At 71.3% G+C, this 16,271-nt stretch carries 13 protein-coding genes and 2 pseudogenes; 11 read left to right on the top strand and 4 right to left on the bottom strand.

The window, feature by feature from the left end:
- Positions 1-81: hypothetical protein (locus AB0M52_RS08025; protein ID WP_363950456.1), on the top strand; the 81-nt coding region annotated here is incomplete at its 5' end.
- A 325-nt stretch (positions 82-406) separates the two neighbouring features.
- On the opposite strand, the pseudogene AB0M52_RS08020 reads toward AB0M52_RS08025, so the two are convergent.
- A pseudogene (locus AB0M52_RS08020) lies at positions 407-739 on the bottom strand (PspC domain-containing protein); the annotation flags it as partial.
- Between the two features lie 143 nt (positions 740-882).
- On the opposite strand from AB0M52_RS08020, the gene AB0M52_RS08015 reads away from it, so the two are divergent.
- The 3 genes from AB0M52_RS08015 (at position 883) to AB0M52_RS08005 (ending at position 4,129) form a co-directional block, all read left to right on the top strand.
- Complete coding sequence (locus tag AB0M52_RS08015) at positions 883-1,830, top strand: NUDIX hydrolase (protein ID WP_363950452.1); 948 nt, start codon at positions 883-885, stop codon at positions 1,828-1,830.
- Positions 1,831-1,930: 100 nt separating this feature from the next.
- Positions 1,931-2,941: an NUDIX domain-containing protein gene (locus AB0M52_RS08010; protein ID WP_363950449.1), complete on the top strand. Its 1,011-nt coding sequence runs from the start codon at positions 1,931-1,933 to the stop codon at positions 2,939-2,941.
- A 270-nt stretch (positions 2,942-3,211) separates the two neighbouring features.
- Complete coding sequence (locus AB0M52_RS08005) at positions 3,212-4,129, top strand: CDP-alcohol phosphatidyltransferase family protein (RefSeq protein ID WP_363950447.1); 918 nt, start codon at positions 3,212-3,214, stop codon at positions 4,127-4,129.
- Between the two features lie 59 nt (positions 4,130-4,188).
- On the opposite strand, the gene AB0M52_RS08000 is transcribed toward AB0M52_RS08005, so the two are convergent.
- The 3 genes and pseudogenes from AB0M52_RS08000 to AB0M52_RS07990 all read right to left on the bottom strand — a co-directional run bounded on the left by AB0M52_RS08000 (position 4,189) and on the right by AB0M52_RS07990 (position 7,906).
- The gene (locus tag AB0M52_RS08000) at positions 4,189-5,436 is read right to left on the bottom strand and encodes a phosphatidylserine decarboxylase (protein ID WP_363950444.1); all 1,248 of its coding nucleotides are present in this window, start codon (positions 5,434-5,436) and stop codon (positions 4,189-4,191) included.
- A 554-nt stretch (positions 5,437-5,990) separates the two neighbouring features.
- Positions 5,991-6,173 (bottom strand): annotated as a pseudogene (locus tag AB0M52_RS07995) (hypothetical protein); the annotation flags it as partial.
- Positions 6,170-7,906, bottom strand: a complete 1,737-nt coding sequence (locus AB0M52_RS07990; protein ID WP_363950441.1) for a PspC domain-containing protein — start codon at positions 7,904-7,906, stop codon at positions 6,170-6,172. The gene AB0M52_RS07990 and the pseudogene AB0M52_RS07995, both read right to left, overlap by 4 nt.
- A 170-nt stretch (positions 7,907-8,076) precedes the next feature.
- On the opposite strand from AB0M52_RS07990, the gene AB0M52_RS07985 reads away from it, so the two are divergent.
- From AB0M52_RS07985 to AB0M52_RS07955, 7 genes are all read left to right on the top strand, one after another.
- Positions 8,077-9,342 (top strand): PspC domain-containing protein, encoded by a 1,266-nt coding sequence (locus AB0M52_RS07985; RefSeq protein WP_363950454.1) that lies wholly within the window; start codon positions 8,077-8,079, stop codon positions 9,340-9,342.
- Entirely contained in the window at positions 9,342-10,028 is a 687-nt protein-coding gene (locus AB0M52_RS07980; RefSeq protein ID WP_363950438.1) for a response regulator transcription factor, read from the top strand. Before AB0M52_RS07985 ends, AB0M52_RS07980 begins: the two co-directional genes overlap by 1 nt.
- A 338-nt stretch (positions 10,029-10,366) precedes the next feature.
- On the top strand, positions 10,367-12,001 hold the full coding sequence (locus AB0M52_RS07975) for an ABC transporter substrate-binding protein (protein ID WP_363950436.1): 1,635 nt from the start codon (positions 10,367-10,369) through the stop codon (positions 11,999-12,001).
- Between the two features lie 100 nt (positions 12,002-12,101).
- Positions 12,102-13,112: an ABC transporter permease gene (locus AB0M52_RS07970; protein WP_363950433.1), complete on the top strand. Its 1,011-nt coding sequence runs from the start codon at positions 12,102-12,104 to the stop codon at positions 13,110-13,112.
- Positions 13,113-13,190: 78 nt separating this feature from the next.
- Positions 13,191-14,132 (top strand): ABC transporter permease, encoded by a 942-nt coding sequence (locus AB0M52_RS07965; RefSeq protein WP_363950430.1) that lies wholly within the window; start codon positions 13,191-13,193, stop codon positions 14,130-14,132.
- Positions 14,133-14,137: 5 nt separating this feature from the next.
- A complete protein-coding gene (locus AB0M52_RS07960) occupies positions 14,138-15,172 on the top strand; it encodes an ABC transporter ATP-binding protein (protein WP_363950428.1) in 1,035 nt (344 codons plus the stop codon).
- On the top strand, positions 15,165-16,175 hold the full coding sequence (locus AB0M52_RS07955) for a dipeptide ABC transporter ATP-binding protein (RefSeq protein WP_363950425.1): 1,011 nt from the start codon (positions 15,165-15,167) through the stop codon (positions 16,173-16,175). Before AB0M52_RS07960 ends, AB0M52_RS07955 begins: the two co-directional genes overlap by 8 nt.
- Positions 16,176-16,271: the final 96 nt, after the last annotated feature.

Raw genomic sequence — 16,271 nt, 5'->3', positions numbered from 1 at the left:
ATCACCAACGAGGTGGCCGAGGTGAACCGGGTGGCCCTGGACGTAACCAGCAAGCCGCCGGGCACCATCGAGTGGGAGTGACCCCGGCTCACGCCACCGGCCCGCTCGGCTGCTGAGGCTCCGGCTTCGCTGCCGGCTCGGTCGTGGTCACGTCGTCGGTCGTGGTCGCCGCGTCGGCAGCCGGGGTAGCTTCACGATCCGGCCTGGTTGCGGGCTCCGGCGTGGCCGAGAGGTCCGGCGCCGGGTGAGCGGCCGGCGGTGCCGGTTGCCCGGACGGAGCCGGCGGCCAGGCGGCCGAGGCCGGCGGAGTGCCCTCCGGGCCGGGATGCGGCGCCGAGGCTGCCGGTCCGGGGAACGGCCAGGCGGGGTGCGGGGTGCCCATCGGCCCGGCGGGCTGCGGCGTGGGTCCTGCCGGTCCGTGCGGTGCGGGGCTCGCCGGTCCGGGGAACGGCCAGGCGGGGTGCGGCGTGGGGCCGGTTGGTCCGGCGTGCGGCGGGGAGCCCGTCGAGTGCGGCCAGGCGGGCGCGCCGGCCGGCTCCTCGGGCATCAGGAACCACATGATCGGGTACGCGAGGGCCGCGATCCCGCCGGTCAGCAGCGTGGCGACGGCGAAGGTGACGCGTACCAGAGTGGGGTCGACGGCGAAGTAGCGGCCGAGACCGCTGGCCACCCCGGCCACCATCCGGTCGGTGGTCGGGCGGCGCAGCTGCTTGTACGGAGCCTGGGGTGTGGAAGTCATGACTCCACGGTCCACTACACGCCGCACATCGACCTCGGTGACCGCCCGGATCCCTACCCTGAACTGATCCTCAGGGGGAGCAATCAGTCAGGAATCCGACTCTTTTCCGCGCCGGTAACGGGTCGCGGGGAGAATTTGGCTCCGTGACCACCATGCTGGAGCCGCTCCGCAGGATCGCGGCGTATGCAGTCTGTACTGATTCGGTAGACCGAGTGTTGCTGGTCCGCGCATCGGAGCGCTCCGGCACACCCGGGACGTGGTCCCTGCCCGGTGGGGCGGTAGACCACGGCGAGGATCCCAACCACACCGTCGTCCGCGAGACCGCCGCCGAGACCGGCCTGTCGGTGGCCGTCGCCGGCCTGCACGACGTGCTGGCCGACATGCGGGCGTTGCCCGAGCGCGGCATCACCATCCACACCGACCGCCTGGTCTACCGGGTCTCGGTCCGGGGCGGCACGCTGACCGACCGGGTCGACCGGCCGACCGACCTGGCCCGCTGGTTCACCCCGGACGAGGCCCGGCGGCTGCCGCTGCGCTCGTTCACCGCACGGGCCCTCGGGCTGCCCGCCTCATCGGCCGACATCGTGCCCGACGAGCCACCGGAGTTCCCCTCCTTCTACGCGGTGCCCGGTCCCGACGGGCTGCACCGGGCGCAGCGCTTCGCCGCGTACGCCGTGGTCACCGACCCGGCCGGGCGGGTGCTGCTGACCCGGGTCTCCGACGGCTACCCGGGCGCGGGCTGCTGGCACCTGCCCGGCGGAGGCACCGACTACGGCGAGCAGCCGGGCGCGGCGCTGATCCGGGAACTGGTCGAGGAGACCGGGCAGACCGGGCGGCTGGTCGGGCTGCTCGGGGTCGCCAGCCATCGGGACGCGGCCTCGCTCGGCCCGGAGGGTTACCCGATCGACTGGCACGGTGTGCGTGCCTTCTACCGGGTGGTGGTCGACCAGCCGGCCCCGCCCACGGTCCGCGACGTCGGCGGCTCCACCTGCGAGGCCCGCTGGTTCGCCCGCGAGGAACTCGGCGCCCTCCCCACCGACCGCCTCACCGAGGTGACCGCCGAAGCCGTCCAGGCCGCCCGCCTCACCTGACTCCCACCGGCCCCCGTCGATCATGAAGTTGGCGGCGTTGTCGATCTCCAAAACGCCCGTCAACTTCATGATCGATCGTGGCTGGGCCTAAGGTCGGGGTGTGGAGCAGGTGCGGCGGGTCGGGGCCTACGGGGTGCTGCGGGATGCCGAGCATCGGGTGCTGCTGGTGCGGGGCTCCGACCAGGCGGACTTTCCGGGGGTGTGGTCGCTGCCGGGCGGCGGCCTGGAGCACGCCGAGCATCCCGCGTACGCGGTGGTCCGTGAGGTCGCCGAGGAGACCGGGCTGGCTGTCGAGGTGACCGGGCTCCGGGCGGTGGTCGCGGACGTGGTGCCGTACCCCGACCTGGGAGTGGCCCTGCACACCGACCGGATCCTGTTCGAGGTGACGCCGGTGGGCGGGGTGTTGCACGCCGAGCCGGACGGCACCACCGGCACCACGGACCTGGCCCGCTGGCTGACCATTGACGAGGCCGCGGGGCTGTCGCTGCTGGCGTTCACCGCCGAGGCGCTCGGCCTGCCGGTCGTCCCGCTGCCGCCCGGCGCGCTGCGGCGACGGGTGCCGTTCGCCCCGCCGGGGACCGATCGGCGGCAGCGTTTCGGGGCGTACGGGTTGGTCACCGATCCCGCTGGTCGGGTGTTGCTGTCGTTGATCGCCGAGGGGTATCCGGGCGCCGGGCGGTGGCACCTGCCCGGCGGCGGCACGGACCACGGTGAACAGCCGGTCACCGCGCTGCTACGGGAACTGGTCGAGGAGTCCGGCCAACTCGGCAGGGTGACCGAACTGATCGGCGTGGACAATCTGCACAATCCGGCGGCTCTCGGCCCGGAGGGGTACCCGCTCGACTGGCACGGCATCCGGGTCGTCTACCGGGTGGCGGTCGACGTCCCGACCGAGCCGGAGGTGACCGAACTGGCCGGTGGCTCCACCGCCCGCGCCGACTGGTTTACCCCGGCCGGGCTGCGAGAACTTCCGTTGACGGAGATCGCCGCCGCGGTTTTGGAGGCCCCGGCCCAGCCGTCGGCCTCGGAGCGGCCGACGCCCGCTCGCCGGGTTGGCGGTGCCGGGCTCCGGTACAGTCGAGGCAGGGCTGATGGAGGAAACGGGCGATGACGCCCGGGATGGGAACAAGACGGCGGTTCGCGCGGTTAGGGGAGTTTTAAGTACCGTCGGCTGCTATCGCCAATCCCCACCCCCCTGTGCGATGGTGTACTCCGCAAAACGGCTGCCGGGCCAGAAAGGGTCCGGCACGAGACGGCCGGACGCCCGCCCCTCACGGCGGTCAGCTGATCCGGTGATGGAGGGAACGTGCCGAGAGCCCCATGGCGCCGGCGTCGTACGACTGACAGCCCGCGTCCCGCAGGGCGAAGCTGGACGGGCCCGTTGCGCCGCAGCGGCACCCTCGCTCGTCAGGTCCTGCTGGTCCGCGTCGGCCGCCGAGGTGCGGAGTTGCACGGTCCGGCGGACGCGCTGCCCGAGCCCCGGTACCCGGAACGCCCGCGCCGCCGGTACGGCTTGCAGCGGTTCCACCGCGCCCGGCTCGAGACGATCGCCCCGGTCAGCCCCGCGGTCGTGCCGGCCCCGGTGGCGGACGAGCCGGAGCCGACATCGATCCCGCTGCTGCCCGGCGAGCGGACAATGGCCCGGCGGATGAAGTTCGCCCTGGTCAACGCCTGCACCCTGGCCAGCCTGCTGCTCGGCATCAACGCGATCTTCGTCGCCATGCGGGGCGACGTGCGGCTCGCCGCCTTCCTCCTGATCGCCTGCGTGGCCTTCGACGGCCTGGACGGCGCGCTGGCCCGCAAGCTCGGTGTGTCCAGCCCGTTCGGTGCCCAGATGGACTCGCTGGCCGACATGTGCTCCTTCGGCCTCGCCGCGCCGGTGGTGGTCTACGCCTCGCTCGCCGGCGAGGTGCCGACGGCCGCCGCCGGGGTAGCCGCCGCGCTGGTCGCGGCCTGCGCCGCGATCCGGCTGGCCCGGTTCAACGTCTCGCCCAAGGACGGCCGGTTCTTCTGCGGGGTGCCCACCACGATGGCGGCGGCCGTGCTCGCCCTGATGGTGGTGATCGGCCTGCCGGTGCCCGGGGTGGTGCAGGTCGCCGGGGTGGCGTTGCTCGCGTTCACCATGGTCAGCAGCTTCCCGTACGCCAAGCTCGCCCGGCTGGTCCGGCTGCCGCTGTGGGTCTGGCTCGCGCCGGTGGTCGGTGCGCTGATCAACGTCCGGCTCACCTTCGGCCTGATCGTGGTGGGATACCTGATCAGTGGCCCGCTGCTCTGGCTGCGCCACCGTCGCACCATCTGATCCCGTACCTGTGCAAAGGGGCGTCGCGGTGGACCGCGACGCCCCTTTGGCATTGACCGTCAGCGCCAGCGGGCGATGACGGTCGACCCGCCGACGACCTTGTCGCCGGGACCGACCAGCGGCTCCGCGGCCTCCACCGGCAGGTAGACGTCGGTACGCGAGCCGAACCGGATCAGGCCGAACCGCTCGCCCCGGGCCAGCAGCGCGCCGATCGGGGCACGCTGCACGATCCGCCGGGCGATCAGGCCGGTCCGCTGCGCCACCACCACCGTGCCGTGCGTGGTGTCCAGCACTGTGTACGCGGCCACGTTGTGCTCCGCGTCCGGCTTCATCGCGTTGACGAAGCCGCCGTCGGCGACGAAGTAGTCGACCACCTTGCCGGCCACCGGCGAGCGGTTGACGTGCACGTCGAGCACCGACAGGAAGACCGCGATCCGCAGGAACTCGCCGTCACCGAAGCGCTCGTCGTGCAGGCGCTGCACCGACAGCACCTGACCGTCGGCGGCGGCCACCACGGCCGACGGGTCCTCCGGCACGTCCCGCTCCGGGTCACGGAAGAAGGCGGCCACCGGTGCGGCGGCCAGCGCGGGCAGCAGCCAGAGCTTCGACTTGGGCCGCGCGAGCCGGGTCAGTGCGGCCAGGCCGAGGGCGATGCCGGCCGCGGCGACCCCGTTGGAGTCGATGTTCATGCCGCGGGTCAGCGGCACGCTCGACGGGCGGTAGGCCGGGGCGAGGCGCTCCGCCGCCGCCGCGTCGGCCGGGGTGAAGCGGAGCCGGTACACGCGTACCGGCGGGGAGTTGCGCAGCACCAGGTCGGCGCCGACGCCGTACAGCGCGCCCTGCCGGTCCAGTTCGGCGGCGGCGCCGGCGGTCCGGCCGACGGCGGTGGCCAGGCAGAGCACCGCGCCGTCGGCGAGGTACTTGGACAGCGCCTCGATGGCGCCACGGGTCTCCTCCGCGGTGCCGACGAACGCTTCACCGGCGACGACGACCGCGGCCGGCTCGGCCTCGGCGAGGCTGTCCACGACCCGGACCCGGTCGGCGACCCAACGGCCCTGGGCGGTGACCTGCTCCCGCAGCGCCGTGGCGCTGACCCGCTCGGCTGGTACCACCGTGAGGGTGTCGCCGGGCAGCAGCGCGTCGATCGCCGCGGCCAGCACCGCGGACTCCGGGGCCACGCCGACCAGCAGGGCGGCCTTGGGGTCGTTGATCCGGGCGAGTTCGGAGACGAGAGTACGGGCGGCACGCTCGCCGAGACGGGCCGGACCGGACTGGCCGGAGGCACGCACGGCGGGGAACTGGGTCATGTCGAACGGGCTCCTGACGGGGTAGAGGCGACTGACGCGAGATCACACCGCTCGGCGAGGTCGGCCCGGCCGCGGACGGCCCGCGCGTGCCGGTGGCCCGCGCAGGATGCCCCGCGGCATGGGCTGGCCGGCGAAGGCGGGAGTACACCGGCCAGCATAGGCGGCCCCGAACCGGCACCGCATGGTCAGGCCGCCGGCCCCCGTTGTCCCGGCGGCGCTTCGCCTTCGAACGGAAGGTCGAGCGTACGGTCGCCGTCGGCGGTACGCTCCCCGGCCGGCTCGCCCGCCGCGCCCGGCCGGACCGTTTCGGGGCCGGGGTCCACGATGGTCCGGTCGCCCTCGGTCGGCTCGATCCACGGCATGCCGCGCGGTTCGGTGAAGGTGGTGTCCGCCCACGGCGTGCCGGGCGGTTCGGTGAGGGAGGTGCCCGCCCACGGCCCGCCGGACGGTTCGGTGTCGGTGGGGTCCGCCGGCGGCGCGCCCGACGCCGCGGTGCCGGCCGCATTCGACGTTTCCGGCCCGGTCGGGCCGGTCGGTTCGGGCTTGCTGGCGTGCCGGCTGGAGCGCAGCGCACCGATCAGACCGAGGGCGCCGACCAGGATCAGCCCGCCGGCCAGGAACCAGCCGACCGGTGGCAGGACGAGGCCGAGCACCTGGGCGAGCAGCCACCAGGCGGCGAGTGCGAGGAAGAGCAGCCCGAAGGCGAACGACACCAGGTCGGTGCGGTGGACCTTCACCGGGTCACCTCCATGTGTCCGGCGTTGATGTGCAGGTTCAGGCGCAGCTTTCCGCCGCCGGGACCGTCCGCGCCGAGGTCGACGGTTTCCCTGGGCTGGTTGTCCATCCCCCAGGAGCGCCGCTGGCCGAAGATGTTCGCGTCGCCGGCGGTGAGTTGCGCCGTGGCGGTCACGTCCACGTTCGGCGGCACCACCACGGTGGCCTCGCCGAAGTTGATGACGACGGTGATCTCGGTGTCCTGCTGGTCGAAGTTGATCGCGCGCAGGTCGAGCACGGCGTCGGCGAAGCTCTGCTCGTACCGGACCGCGAGGTCACGGTGTTCCGTCGGTGCCCAGGTGACCGAGCCGCCCACCCCGCGGACCCGGTCGTATGACTCGGCGACGGTGGCCACGCCGAGCGCGGCGGCGCTCACCAGGCCGAGCGCGATCAGCCAGCGGGCCCGGCCGAACCAGGTGCCGACCAGCAGGCCGAGGCCGATTACGGCGAGCGCCGCCGCGAAGTAGCCCGAGGCGCCGATGCCGAAGACGCCCAGCATGTCGAGGAGGCAGACCACGCCCAGCGCGATGAAGATCAGCGAGAAGGTGATCGCGCCGAGGGCGGATCGTTCCCGGGGCTTCTTCGGTGGCTTGGGCTTCTTCGGCGGCGGCTGCGGCACCGTGGTCTGCCCGGCGTACGGACCGTGCGGGGCGAACGGGGGGCGGTAGGTCGGCGGGGCGGCCGGCGGGCCGAGTGGGGATGTCGGGGTGCCGGCCGGCGGCCGTGCCGGGGTGGGAGGCAGGTTCAGGGTGGGCTCCTCGGCGATCGGGGTGCCCGGTGGCGCCGACGGGGCGCCGGAGGTCGGCGCGTACGTCTGGAAGGCGGCCGGGGCGGCGGTCGCGGGCGCGGTGCGGCCGAAACCCGGGTACGGCGGCGGGTACGCGGTCGGGACGGGGTAGCTGACCGGTGGCACCGGACCAGGTGGTGGTGGGGTCGGCGGCGGCGCGGTCGGCGCGGCGGCGGGCTGGGGGCCACGTTGCTGCCGGTTGAGCAGCAGCGCGCCGCCGACCAGGATGGCCGCACCGAGCAGCACCGCGCGGAACGCGTCGGTGACGATGTAGCCGAAGCTCACCGCCACCAGGATGCTGAGCACGATCACGGTCACCGGGGACATGCTGGAGCGGCCCCGGCCCAGCATGGATTCGACCGGCGAGGCGCTGTCGCCCTCGCCCGGAATGATCAACCAGGCGGTGACGTAGACCAGGATGCCGATGCCGCCGAAGAAGCCGAGCACGGCGAGCAGCACCCGCCAGAGCACCGGATCGGTGTTGGTGGCCCGGCCGACCGCGGCGCACACGCCGGCCAGGTAGCGGCCCTCGCGGGGGCGGACAAGCCCGTACCGCGAGGTGAAGCCGGCACCGCCGAAGGGCGTACCCGAGCCGTCCGGGGGCGGCGGTGGCACGGAGCCGGACGGGCCGCCGCCGGGTGGTGGCGGGGTGGTGGCCGAGGGGTCACCGCCGTACCACGGTCCGCCCGGCCCCCCCGGCCCGGCGGGCGGTGGTGTGGCGACCGGTGGAGCTGTCCCGTCCCACGCCGTCTCCCCGGTGGGCGCCCGGCCGCCGGCCGGCACGGTGGTGGCGTCCCCCGCGGCGCTGGATTCGGGCGCCGGATCGGCGGACGCCGCAGCGGCGGCCGGGGGTGTCGGCTCCGGCTCGCTCGGCCCCGGCCGGTGCGGCTGGGCAGCATCGTCGGTCATACGTCGATCCTGCTGCTCCGGGGGCCCGAGCGACCTCCGGAGGCGACCCTGACCCCACCCTGAGATCGGTCACCCCGGAATGTCCGGGGCGTCCCCGTGGTCGGGCGACCGCGTTACGTGTGACGATCGGATCGGCGCCGGTAACCGACCACCGCCCGGCCCGCCCCATCCTGACCAGGGAGCCCGCGATCAGCACCGTCAGCCAGCCACCCCGCCTCTACCGCGCCCCGGAGCACCGGATGGCCGCCGGGGTGGCCGCCGGCATCGCCGAGCATCTCGGCGTCCCGGTGGTCCGGGTCCGGATCGCCTTCATGGTGCTGCTCGGGCTGAGCGGGCTCGGCCTGCTGCTCTACGCGGCCTTCTGGGCCGTCGTCCCGGTGCGTCCCGGTGACACCGCCGTACCGCCCCGCCGGGACGTTTGGCAACTGCTGCCGTTCGTGGCGATCGGGCTCGGCGTGCTGCTGATCCAGATGATGGTCTTCGACTCGGTGGGTGCGGCCGGCACCGCGGGCTGGCTGGTCGCCATCATCGCGGTCGGCGCCGGAGTGATCTGGCACCAGTCCGCGCCGGAGCGACGACGCCAGTGGGGCGAGTCGATGCCGGTGCCGTGGCTCGGCGCGGTGGTGGAGGAGAGCGACCGGCGCGCCTTCGTGCTCCGCTTCGTCGGCGGCGGTGTGCTGGTCGCGGTCGGCATCATCGGGGTCGCGGCGGTCTACTCCCCGGCGCAGAACTTCGACGCGGTGGTCAACGGGGTGATCTTCGCCCTGGTCGGGCTGGCGGGCGTCGGGGTGGTGGCCGCTCCGGTGCTCTGGCGGACGTGGAACCAGCTCCGTTCGGAGCGTGAGGGGCGCATCCGCGAGCAGGAGCGGGCCGAACTGGCAGCCATGGTGCACGACCAGGTGCTGCACACCCTCGCGTTGATCCAGCGCAACGCCAGCGACGTGAAGGCGGTGCAGCGGCTGGCCCGTGGCCAGGAGCGCTCGCTGCGCAACTGGCTCTACAAGCCCACCGCGTCGCCCACCGAACGCTTCGCCGCCGCGCTGGAACAGGCTGCGGCCGAGGTCGAGGACACCTTCGCGATCACGGTGGAGCCCGTGGTGGTCGGCGATCGGGAGACCGACGAGCGGGTCGGTGCGCTGGTCGCGGCGGCCCGCGAGGCGCTGGTGAACGCCGCCCGCCACGCCGGGGTGCAGACCGTCTCGCTCTACGCCGAAGTCGAGCCCGACCAGGTCAGCGTCTTCGTACGGGACCGGGGTGTGGGGTTCGACCCGGATACCGTGGAGGATCACCGGCACGGTGTCCGAGGCTCGATCGTCGGGCGGATGAAGCGGCACGGCGGCCGGGCGGAGATCCGCTCCCGGCCGGGGGAGGGGACCGAGGTCCGGTTGATCCTGCCGATCTCCCGGGATTCGGCCACGGCGGAAAGGGACAGATGATGGCCGAGGAGTCGACGCGACCGGTCGAGCCGGCGGGTGCCGGGCCAGAGCGGCTACGGGTGTTCCTGGTCGACGACCACGCCATGTTCCGCGCGGGCGTCCGCGCCGAGCTGGGCGCGCACGTCGAGGTGGTGGGCGAGGCGAGCACGGTTTCCGAGGCGGTCAGCCGGATCGCGGCGACCGGACCGGACGTCGTCCTGCTCGACGTGCACATGCCCGACGGCGGTGGCCGGGCGGTGCTGGAGGCGATGCGGCGCAGCCACCCCCAGGTGCGCTTCCTGGCGCTCAGCGTCTCCGACGCGGCGGAGGACGTGATCGGGCTGATCCGGGCCGGCGCCCGGGGCTACGTCACCAAGACCATCTCACCGGACGAACTGGCCGCGGCGATCCGGCGGGTGGCCGATGGTGACGCCGTGTTCAGCCCGCGGCTGGCCGGATTCGTGCTGGACGCCTTCGCGGCCCGCCCGGACGCCCCGGTCGCCGACCCCGAGCTGGATCAGCTCACTAACCGTGAGCGCGAGGTGCTTCGGCTGCTCGCCCGGGGCTACGCGTACAAGGAGATCGCCCGGGAGCTCTACATCTCGATCAAGACGGTCGAGACGCACGTCTCGAACGTGCTGCGCAAGCTCCAGATGTCCAATAGGTACGAACTGTCGCGGTGGGCGGCGGACCGGCGGCTTGTCTGACCAGTCGATTGGTCAGGTCAGCCGCCCGTCTGGAACTGGCATCGTCTTTTCGGGTAGCATCTGGGCCCGAGTGGCGGGATTCACGCCCGGTAACCGCGCTGCTTTCGGTGCGGCTCGCGCCGTCCCGTCAATCGGCCATTCGGGCGCGAAAATGCCGTTGACGGGCAGCTCATACCATGCATCCGGGGTGAAGTGAATCCGGCTCCGGGTCGGTGTCGGCCCCGTCCCGGGCGGATATCGGGTTGATAACACGCCTTCCCGCCTGGGTGCATCGGGTGTCACAGTGGCAGGCACCTCACAACCCCCTCGTGAGCCGAGCGCCCTGAGGAGGCACTCCCATGCGCGGGAAATTCCTGAAGGTGGCGGTCGTGGCGACCGCCACCGCCATGTTGGCCACCGCCTGTGGCGGCGGCGGCGACAACGACGAGACCGCCGGCAAGACCGGCGGCACGTTGCGCGTCTACAACGCGGAGCCGGCGTTCCTGACGCCGTCCGGCGGTGACGACGAGCCGTCGCTGTACGTGATCCGTCAGCTCTATCGTGGTCTGGTCAAGTACAACGCCCAGACCTCCGCGGTCGAGAACGACCTCGCCGAGTCGGTCGAGTCGACCGACCAGAAGCTCTGGACGATCAAGCTCAAGAGCGGCTACACGTTCGACAACGGCGAGCCGGTCAACGCCGACGCGTTCATCCGGTCGTGGAACTTCGCCGCGTACTCGCCGAACGCTCAGAACAACGGCTACTTCATGAAGCGGATCGCCGGCATCAAGGACGTCCAGTCCACGGACCCGGACGGCGACGGCCCGGAGAAGGCGCCGGAGCCGAAGGCCAAGGAGCTCGCCGGCCTGAAGAAGGTCGACGACCTCACCTTCACCGTCGAGCTGGAGGCACCGTTCTCCGGCTTCCCGACCACGATCGGCTACCCGGGCTTCTTCCCGATGGCCGAGGCGTGCGTCGCCGACATCGCCAAGTGCAACGAGACCCCGATCGGCAACGGGCCGTACAAGATCGACGGCAACTGGCAGCACAACGTCGCCATCAACCTGGTCCGCAGCGACAGCTGGAAGGGCGACGCCGGCAAGCCGGACCGGATCGAGTACCGCATCTTCGCCGACGTCGACGCCGGCTACGCCGCCTTCCAGGGTGGCGAGCTGGACGTGATGTACACCGTGCCGCCGGCCCGCTACAAGGAGGCCAAGGCCACCTACGGCGACCGGATGTTCGAGCTGGCCGGTGACAGCTTCACCTACGTCGGCTTCCCGCTGTACATGGACGAGTTCAAGGACAAGAAGGTCCGCCAGGCCCTGTCGCTGGCGATCGACCGTCAGTCCATCATCGACGCCGTCTTCGACGGCCGGTTCGCCCCGGCCTCGAGCTTCGTCGCCCCGAGCTTCGAGGGCGCTCGCCCGGACGTCTGCAAGTACTGCGCCAAGGACGTCGAGAAGGCCAAGCAGCTGCTCGCCGAGGCTGGCGGCTGGCCGGCCGGCAAGAAGCTGACCCTGTGGGCCAACGCCGGTGCCGGTCACGACCAGTGGCTCCAGGCGGTCGGCGACCAGATCAAGGCCGCGCTGGGCATCGACTACGAGCTGAAGGTCAACCTGCAGTTCGCCGAGTACCTCGAGACCGCGGACAAGAAGAAGTTCACCGGTCCGTTCCGCCTCGGCTGGGGCCCGGACTACCCGTTCATGGAGACCTTCCTGTACCCGCTGTACGGCACGGGTGCTGGCAGCAACAACTCGGGCTACACCAACCCGCAGTTCGACGAGCTGATGAAGGCCGGTGACTCGGCTGCCTCGATGCAGGCCGCCATCCCGTCCTACCAGCAGGCGGAGGACATCCTGGGTGAGGAACTGCCGGTCATCCCGATGTGGTGGCGGAAGGAAGCGGCGATCTACAGCGAGAACGTGGACCAGTTCGTCTGGAACGCCGTCGCGGACGCCGACTACGGCGCAACCTCTCTGAAGCAGAACTGAGCTTCAGGCTCCTGATCTAGCCGTAACACGACGTGGCGGCAACGGTCTCCCCACCAGGGTGATCGTTGCCGCCACGTCAGCGCCGAGAGGAGACCCCGAGATGGGGCGCTACGTCATTCGACGGTTGCTCCAGTTCATTCCCACCGTGCTGGGCACCATGTTCCTGCTCCACTACATGACCTCGCTGGCGATCCAGTTCAGCGGGAACCCCGTCCGGGCTCTGTTCGGTGACCGGACCCCGCCGCCCGCGCTGCTCGAAGCGATCACCGAGCGGCTCGGCTACGGCGACCCCTGCCTGGGCCAGCGGGGCAACCCCTGCTTCGGGCTCTTCGCAGACCGTCTGCAGAGCGTGTTCTTCCACTTTGACTTCGGCATCAACCTGCGCCAGCGCGAGGTCACCGACCTGGTGGCCGATGCCATCCCGTTCACCCTCAAGCTGCTGGTGATCGCGATCGTCTTCGAGGCGGTCGTCGGTATCGCGGCGGGTGTGCTGGCCGGTCTGCGGGGCGGCAGCTTCACCGACTACCTGGTGAAGATCAGCACGGTCTTCGTCATCTCGGTGCCGATCTTCGTGCTCGGCGTGGTGGTGCGGGAGTTCGTCGGGGTCAAGTTCGGCAACGTGCTGCGGGGCCAGGACTGGATCCCGGACGTGATCTCCACCGGCATGTTCAGCCCCGGCTTCAAGCCCGACTACCCGTTCGCCAGCCTGATCATCCCCGGCATGGTGCTCGGCGCGGTCTCGCTCGCCACCACCGCGCGACTCACCCGGACCAGCATCATGGAGAACGTCCGGGCCGACTACGTCCGGACGGCCAAGGCCAAGGGCCTGACCAACAAGCGGGTCATCGGCGTGCACACGCTGCGCAACTCGCTGATTCCGGTGATCACCTTCCTCGGCGTCGACATCGGCGCCGCGATGGCCGGTGCGGTGGTCACCGAGACCATCTTCAACGTGCCGGGTATCGGCCGGCTGGTGACGCTCTCGGCCCGTACCGGCGAGTCGTCCGTGGTGGTCGGCGTGGTGACCATGCTGGTCCTGGTCGTCCTGGTGGCCAACCTGCTGGTCGACCTCCTGTACGCCGTGCTCGACCCGAGGATCCGCTATGAGTGACCAGATCGTGGTGACGACGCGGACGCAGGGTCTTCCGACCGCTCCTGGCGGCCGGGTGGAGCGAAACGAGGTGTGGAGATGAGCGACCTGACGAGTGCGGGCGCAGCCGTCGGCGGCGCGCCGGTGACCGGTGACGGCCCGCCGACCGGGGTTCCGGGCGGCGACGGCAAGGAGCGCAGCGCCAGCCTGTGGGCGGACGCCCGGCGGCAGTTGGTCCGCGACCCGGTCTTCATGATCGCCTTCCTCTACATCCTCGTGGTCAGTTCGATGGCGGCCTTCCCGAAGCTGTGGACCAGCCAGGACCCGCGTGACTGCACCACCGACCGGTCCCGGATCGGGCCGAGCGGGGAGCACCCGTTCGGCTTCGACATCCTGGGTTGCGACTACTACTCGCACGCCATCTACGGCGCGCGGCCGTCGATGGTGATCGCCGTCATGGCGACCGGTGGCATCGTGGTGTTCGGTGGGGTGCTCGGCCTGCTCGCCGGCTACTACGGCGGCTGGGTCGACTCGGTCATCTCCCGGGTGATGGACATCTTCTTCTCGCTGCCGTTCCTGCTCGGCGCGATCGTGTTCCTGACCGTGATCAAGCGGCAGAACATCTGGACGATCGCCGCGGTGCTCTTCCTGCTCGCCTGGCCGACCATCGCCCGGATCATCCGGGGCAGCGTGATCTCCTCGAAGGACCTCGACTACGTGCACGCCGCCAAGGCGGTCGGTGCGGGCAACGGCCGGCTGATGTTCCGGCACATCCTGCCCAACGCGATCGCCCCGATGCTGGTGTACGCGACCATCGTGCTCGGCTCGTTCGTCGCCGCGGAGGCCACGCTGACCTTCCTCGGTGTCGGGCTCGCGCCGCCGGCCCAGTCGTGGGGCATCATGATCTCGGTCCACCAGGTCTACTTCCTGGAGGACCCGTGGTTGCTGCTCTTCCCCTGTGGTCTGCTGGTCGGCACGGTGCTGTCCTTCATCCTCATGGGTGACGCCCTGCGTGACGCCCTCGACCCGAAGTTCCGGTGAGTCCCATGACTGATGTGAACGTCAAGCTGGACGCGCTGCCGGGCCTCGACCCGAACGCGTTGCCGCTGGAGGTCAAGGACCTGCAGGTGGAGTTCCGCACCCGCAACGGCATCGCACACGCCGTCAACGGAGTGAGCTTCGACCTGCGGGCCGGCGAAACCCGGGCGATCCTCGGCGAGTCCGGCTGCGGCAAGAGCGTGACCGCCCAGGCGATCATGGGGATCCTGGACACGCCGCCCGGCTTCGTCACCGGTGGCGAGATCCTCTACCGTGGCGTCGACCTGCTCAAGCTGCCGGAGTCGGAACGCCGCAAGGTGCGGGCGAACCGGATCGCGATGATCTTCCAGGACGCGCTCTCCGCGCTGAACCCGGTGTTCACCGTCGGGTTCCAGCTCGCTGAGCTGTTCCGGAAGCACCGGGGAATGTCCCGCCAGGACGCCAAGGCGCGCGCCATCGAGCTGCTCGACCTGGTCAAGATTCCGGCGGCACGGCAGCGGGTGAACGACTACCCGCACCAGTTCTCCGGCGGTATGCGGCAGCGCGTAATGATCGCCATGGCCTTGGCGCTCGACCCCGAGGTGCTGATCGCCGACGAGCCGACCACGGCGCTGGACGTGACCGTGCAGGCCCAGATCATGGCGCTGCTGGCCGAGCTCCAGCAGGAGCGGAACATGGGCCTGGTGCTGATCACGCACGACATGGGCGTGGTCGCCGACGTGGCGGACCGGATCTCGGTCATGTACGCCGGTCGGGTCATCGAGGAAGCCGGCGTAGACGACATCTACGCCAGCCCGGCCCACCCGTACACCAAGGGTCTGTTGGAGTCGATCCCGCGCCTGGACCTCAAGGGCCAGGAACTCAGCGCCATCAAGGGGCTGCCGCCGGCGCTGACCAACCTACCGCCGGGCTGCGCCTTCAACCCGCGTTGCCGGTACGCCCAGGAGGTCTGCCGCAAGGACCCGGCGCCTTCGCTGCTCCAGGTGTCGCCGAGCCGTACGGCCGCCTGCCACTTCTGGAAGGAGGTCAAGGGCGATGAGTGACTTCGTGCTGGAGACCCGCGACCTGGTGAAGCACTTCCCGCTCACCCGGGGCATCGTCTTCAAGAAGCAGATCGGCGCGGTGCGCGCGGTCGACGGCGTCAACCTGCAACTGCGCCGGGGGGAGACCCTCGGCATCGTCGGTGAGTCCGGCTGCGGCAAGTCCACCCTTGCCCGGATGCTGGTCGGGTTGGAGACCCCGACCTCCGGCGACCTGTTCGTGCAGGGCAAGAACATGTCGAAGATGGGTGCCAGCGAGCGGCGGCGCGGCCGGCGCAACATCCAGCTGGTGATGCAGGACCCGTACACCTCGCTGAACCCGCGAATGACCGTCGGCGACATCATCGGCGAGCCGTTCGAGGTGCACCCGGACGTGGTGCCCAAGGGCCAGCGGCGGGGCAAGGTGAAGGAACTGCTGGAGCTGGTCGGTCTCAACCCGGACCACATCACCCGGTACCCGCACCAGTTCTCCGGCGGCCAGCGGCAGCGGATCGGCATCGCCCGGGCGCTGGCGCTCAACCCGGAGATCATCCTCTGTGACGAGCCGGTGTCGGCGCTGGACGTGTCGATCCAGGCCCAGGTGATCAACCTGCTGGAGAAGCTCCAGAACGAGCTGGGTCTGTCGTACGTCTTCATCGCGCACGACCTGTCTGTGGTCCGGCACATCGCCGACCGGGTCGCGGTCATGTACCTCGGCAAGGTCGTCGAGGTCGGCACCGAGGACGAGATCTACGAGAGCCCGACGCACCCCTACACCCAGGCACTGCTGTCGGCGGTGCCGGTGCCGGACCCGAAGCTGCGCGGGCTTCGGGACCAGATCGTGCTGACCGGTGACGTGCCGTCGCCGGCCAACCCGCCGTCGGGTTGCCGGTTCCGGACCCGCTGCTGGAAGGCTCAGGACGTCTGCGCACAGCAGGAGCCGCTGCTGCAGATCCGGGACAAGTCCGGCCACCCGAGCGCCTGCCACTTCGCCGAGGTACGCGACGTGGTGCACGCGACGGAGTAGCCGCACAGACGCCGTCGGGCCCGACCATCCGTACCGGGAGCGGCGGTGAAGGTAAGTGCCTCCTCAGTGATCCGGGGCGTCGGCCGTAACCAGCGG

This window comes from Micromonospora sp. NPDC051296, assembly GCF_040682255.1.
In the GTDB taxonomy this organism is placed as follows: Bacteria; Actinomycetota; Actinomycetes; order Mycobacteriales; family Micromonosporaceae; genus Micromonospora; species Micromonospora craterilacus.
Note: the sequence above shows the minus strand (reverse complement) of the source record. Positions and strands in the feature narration are given on the sequence as shown.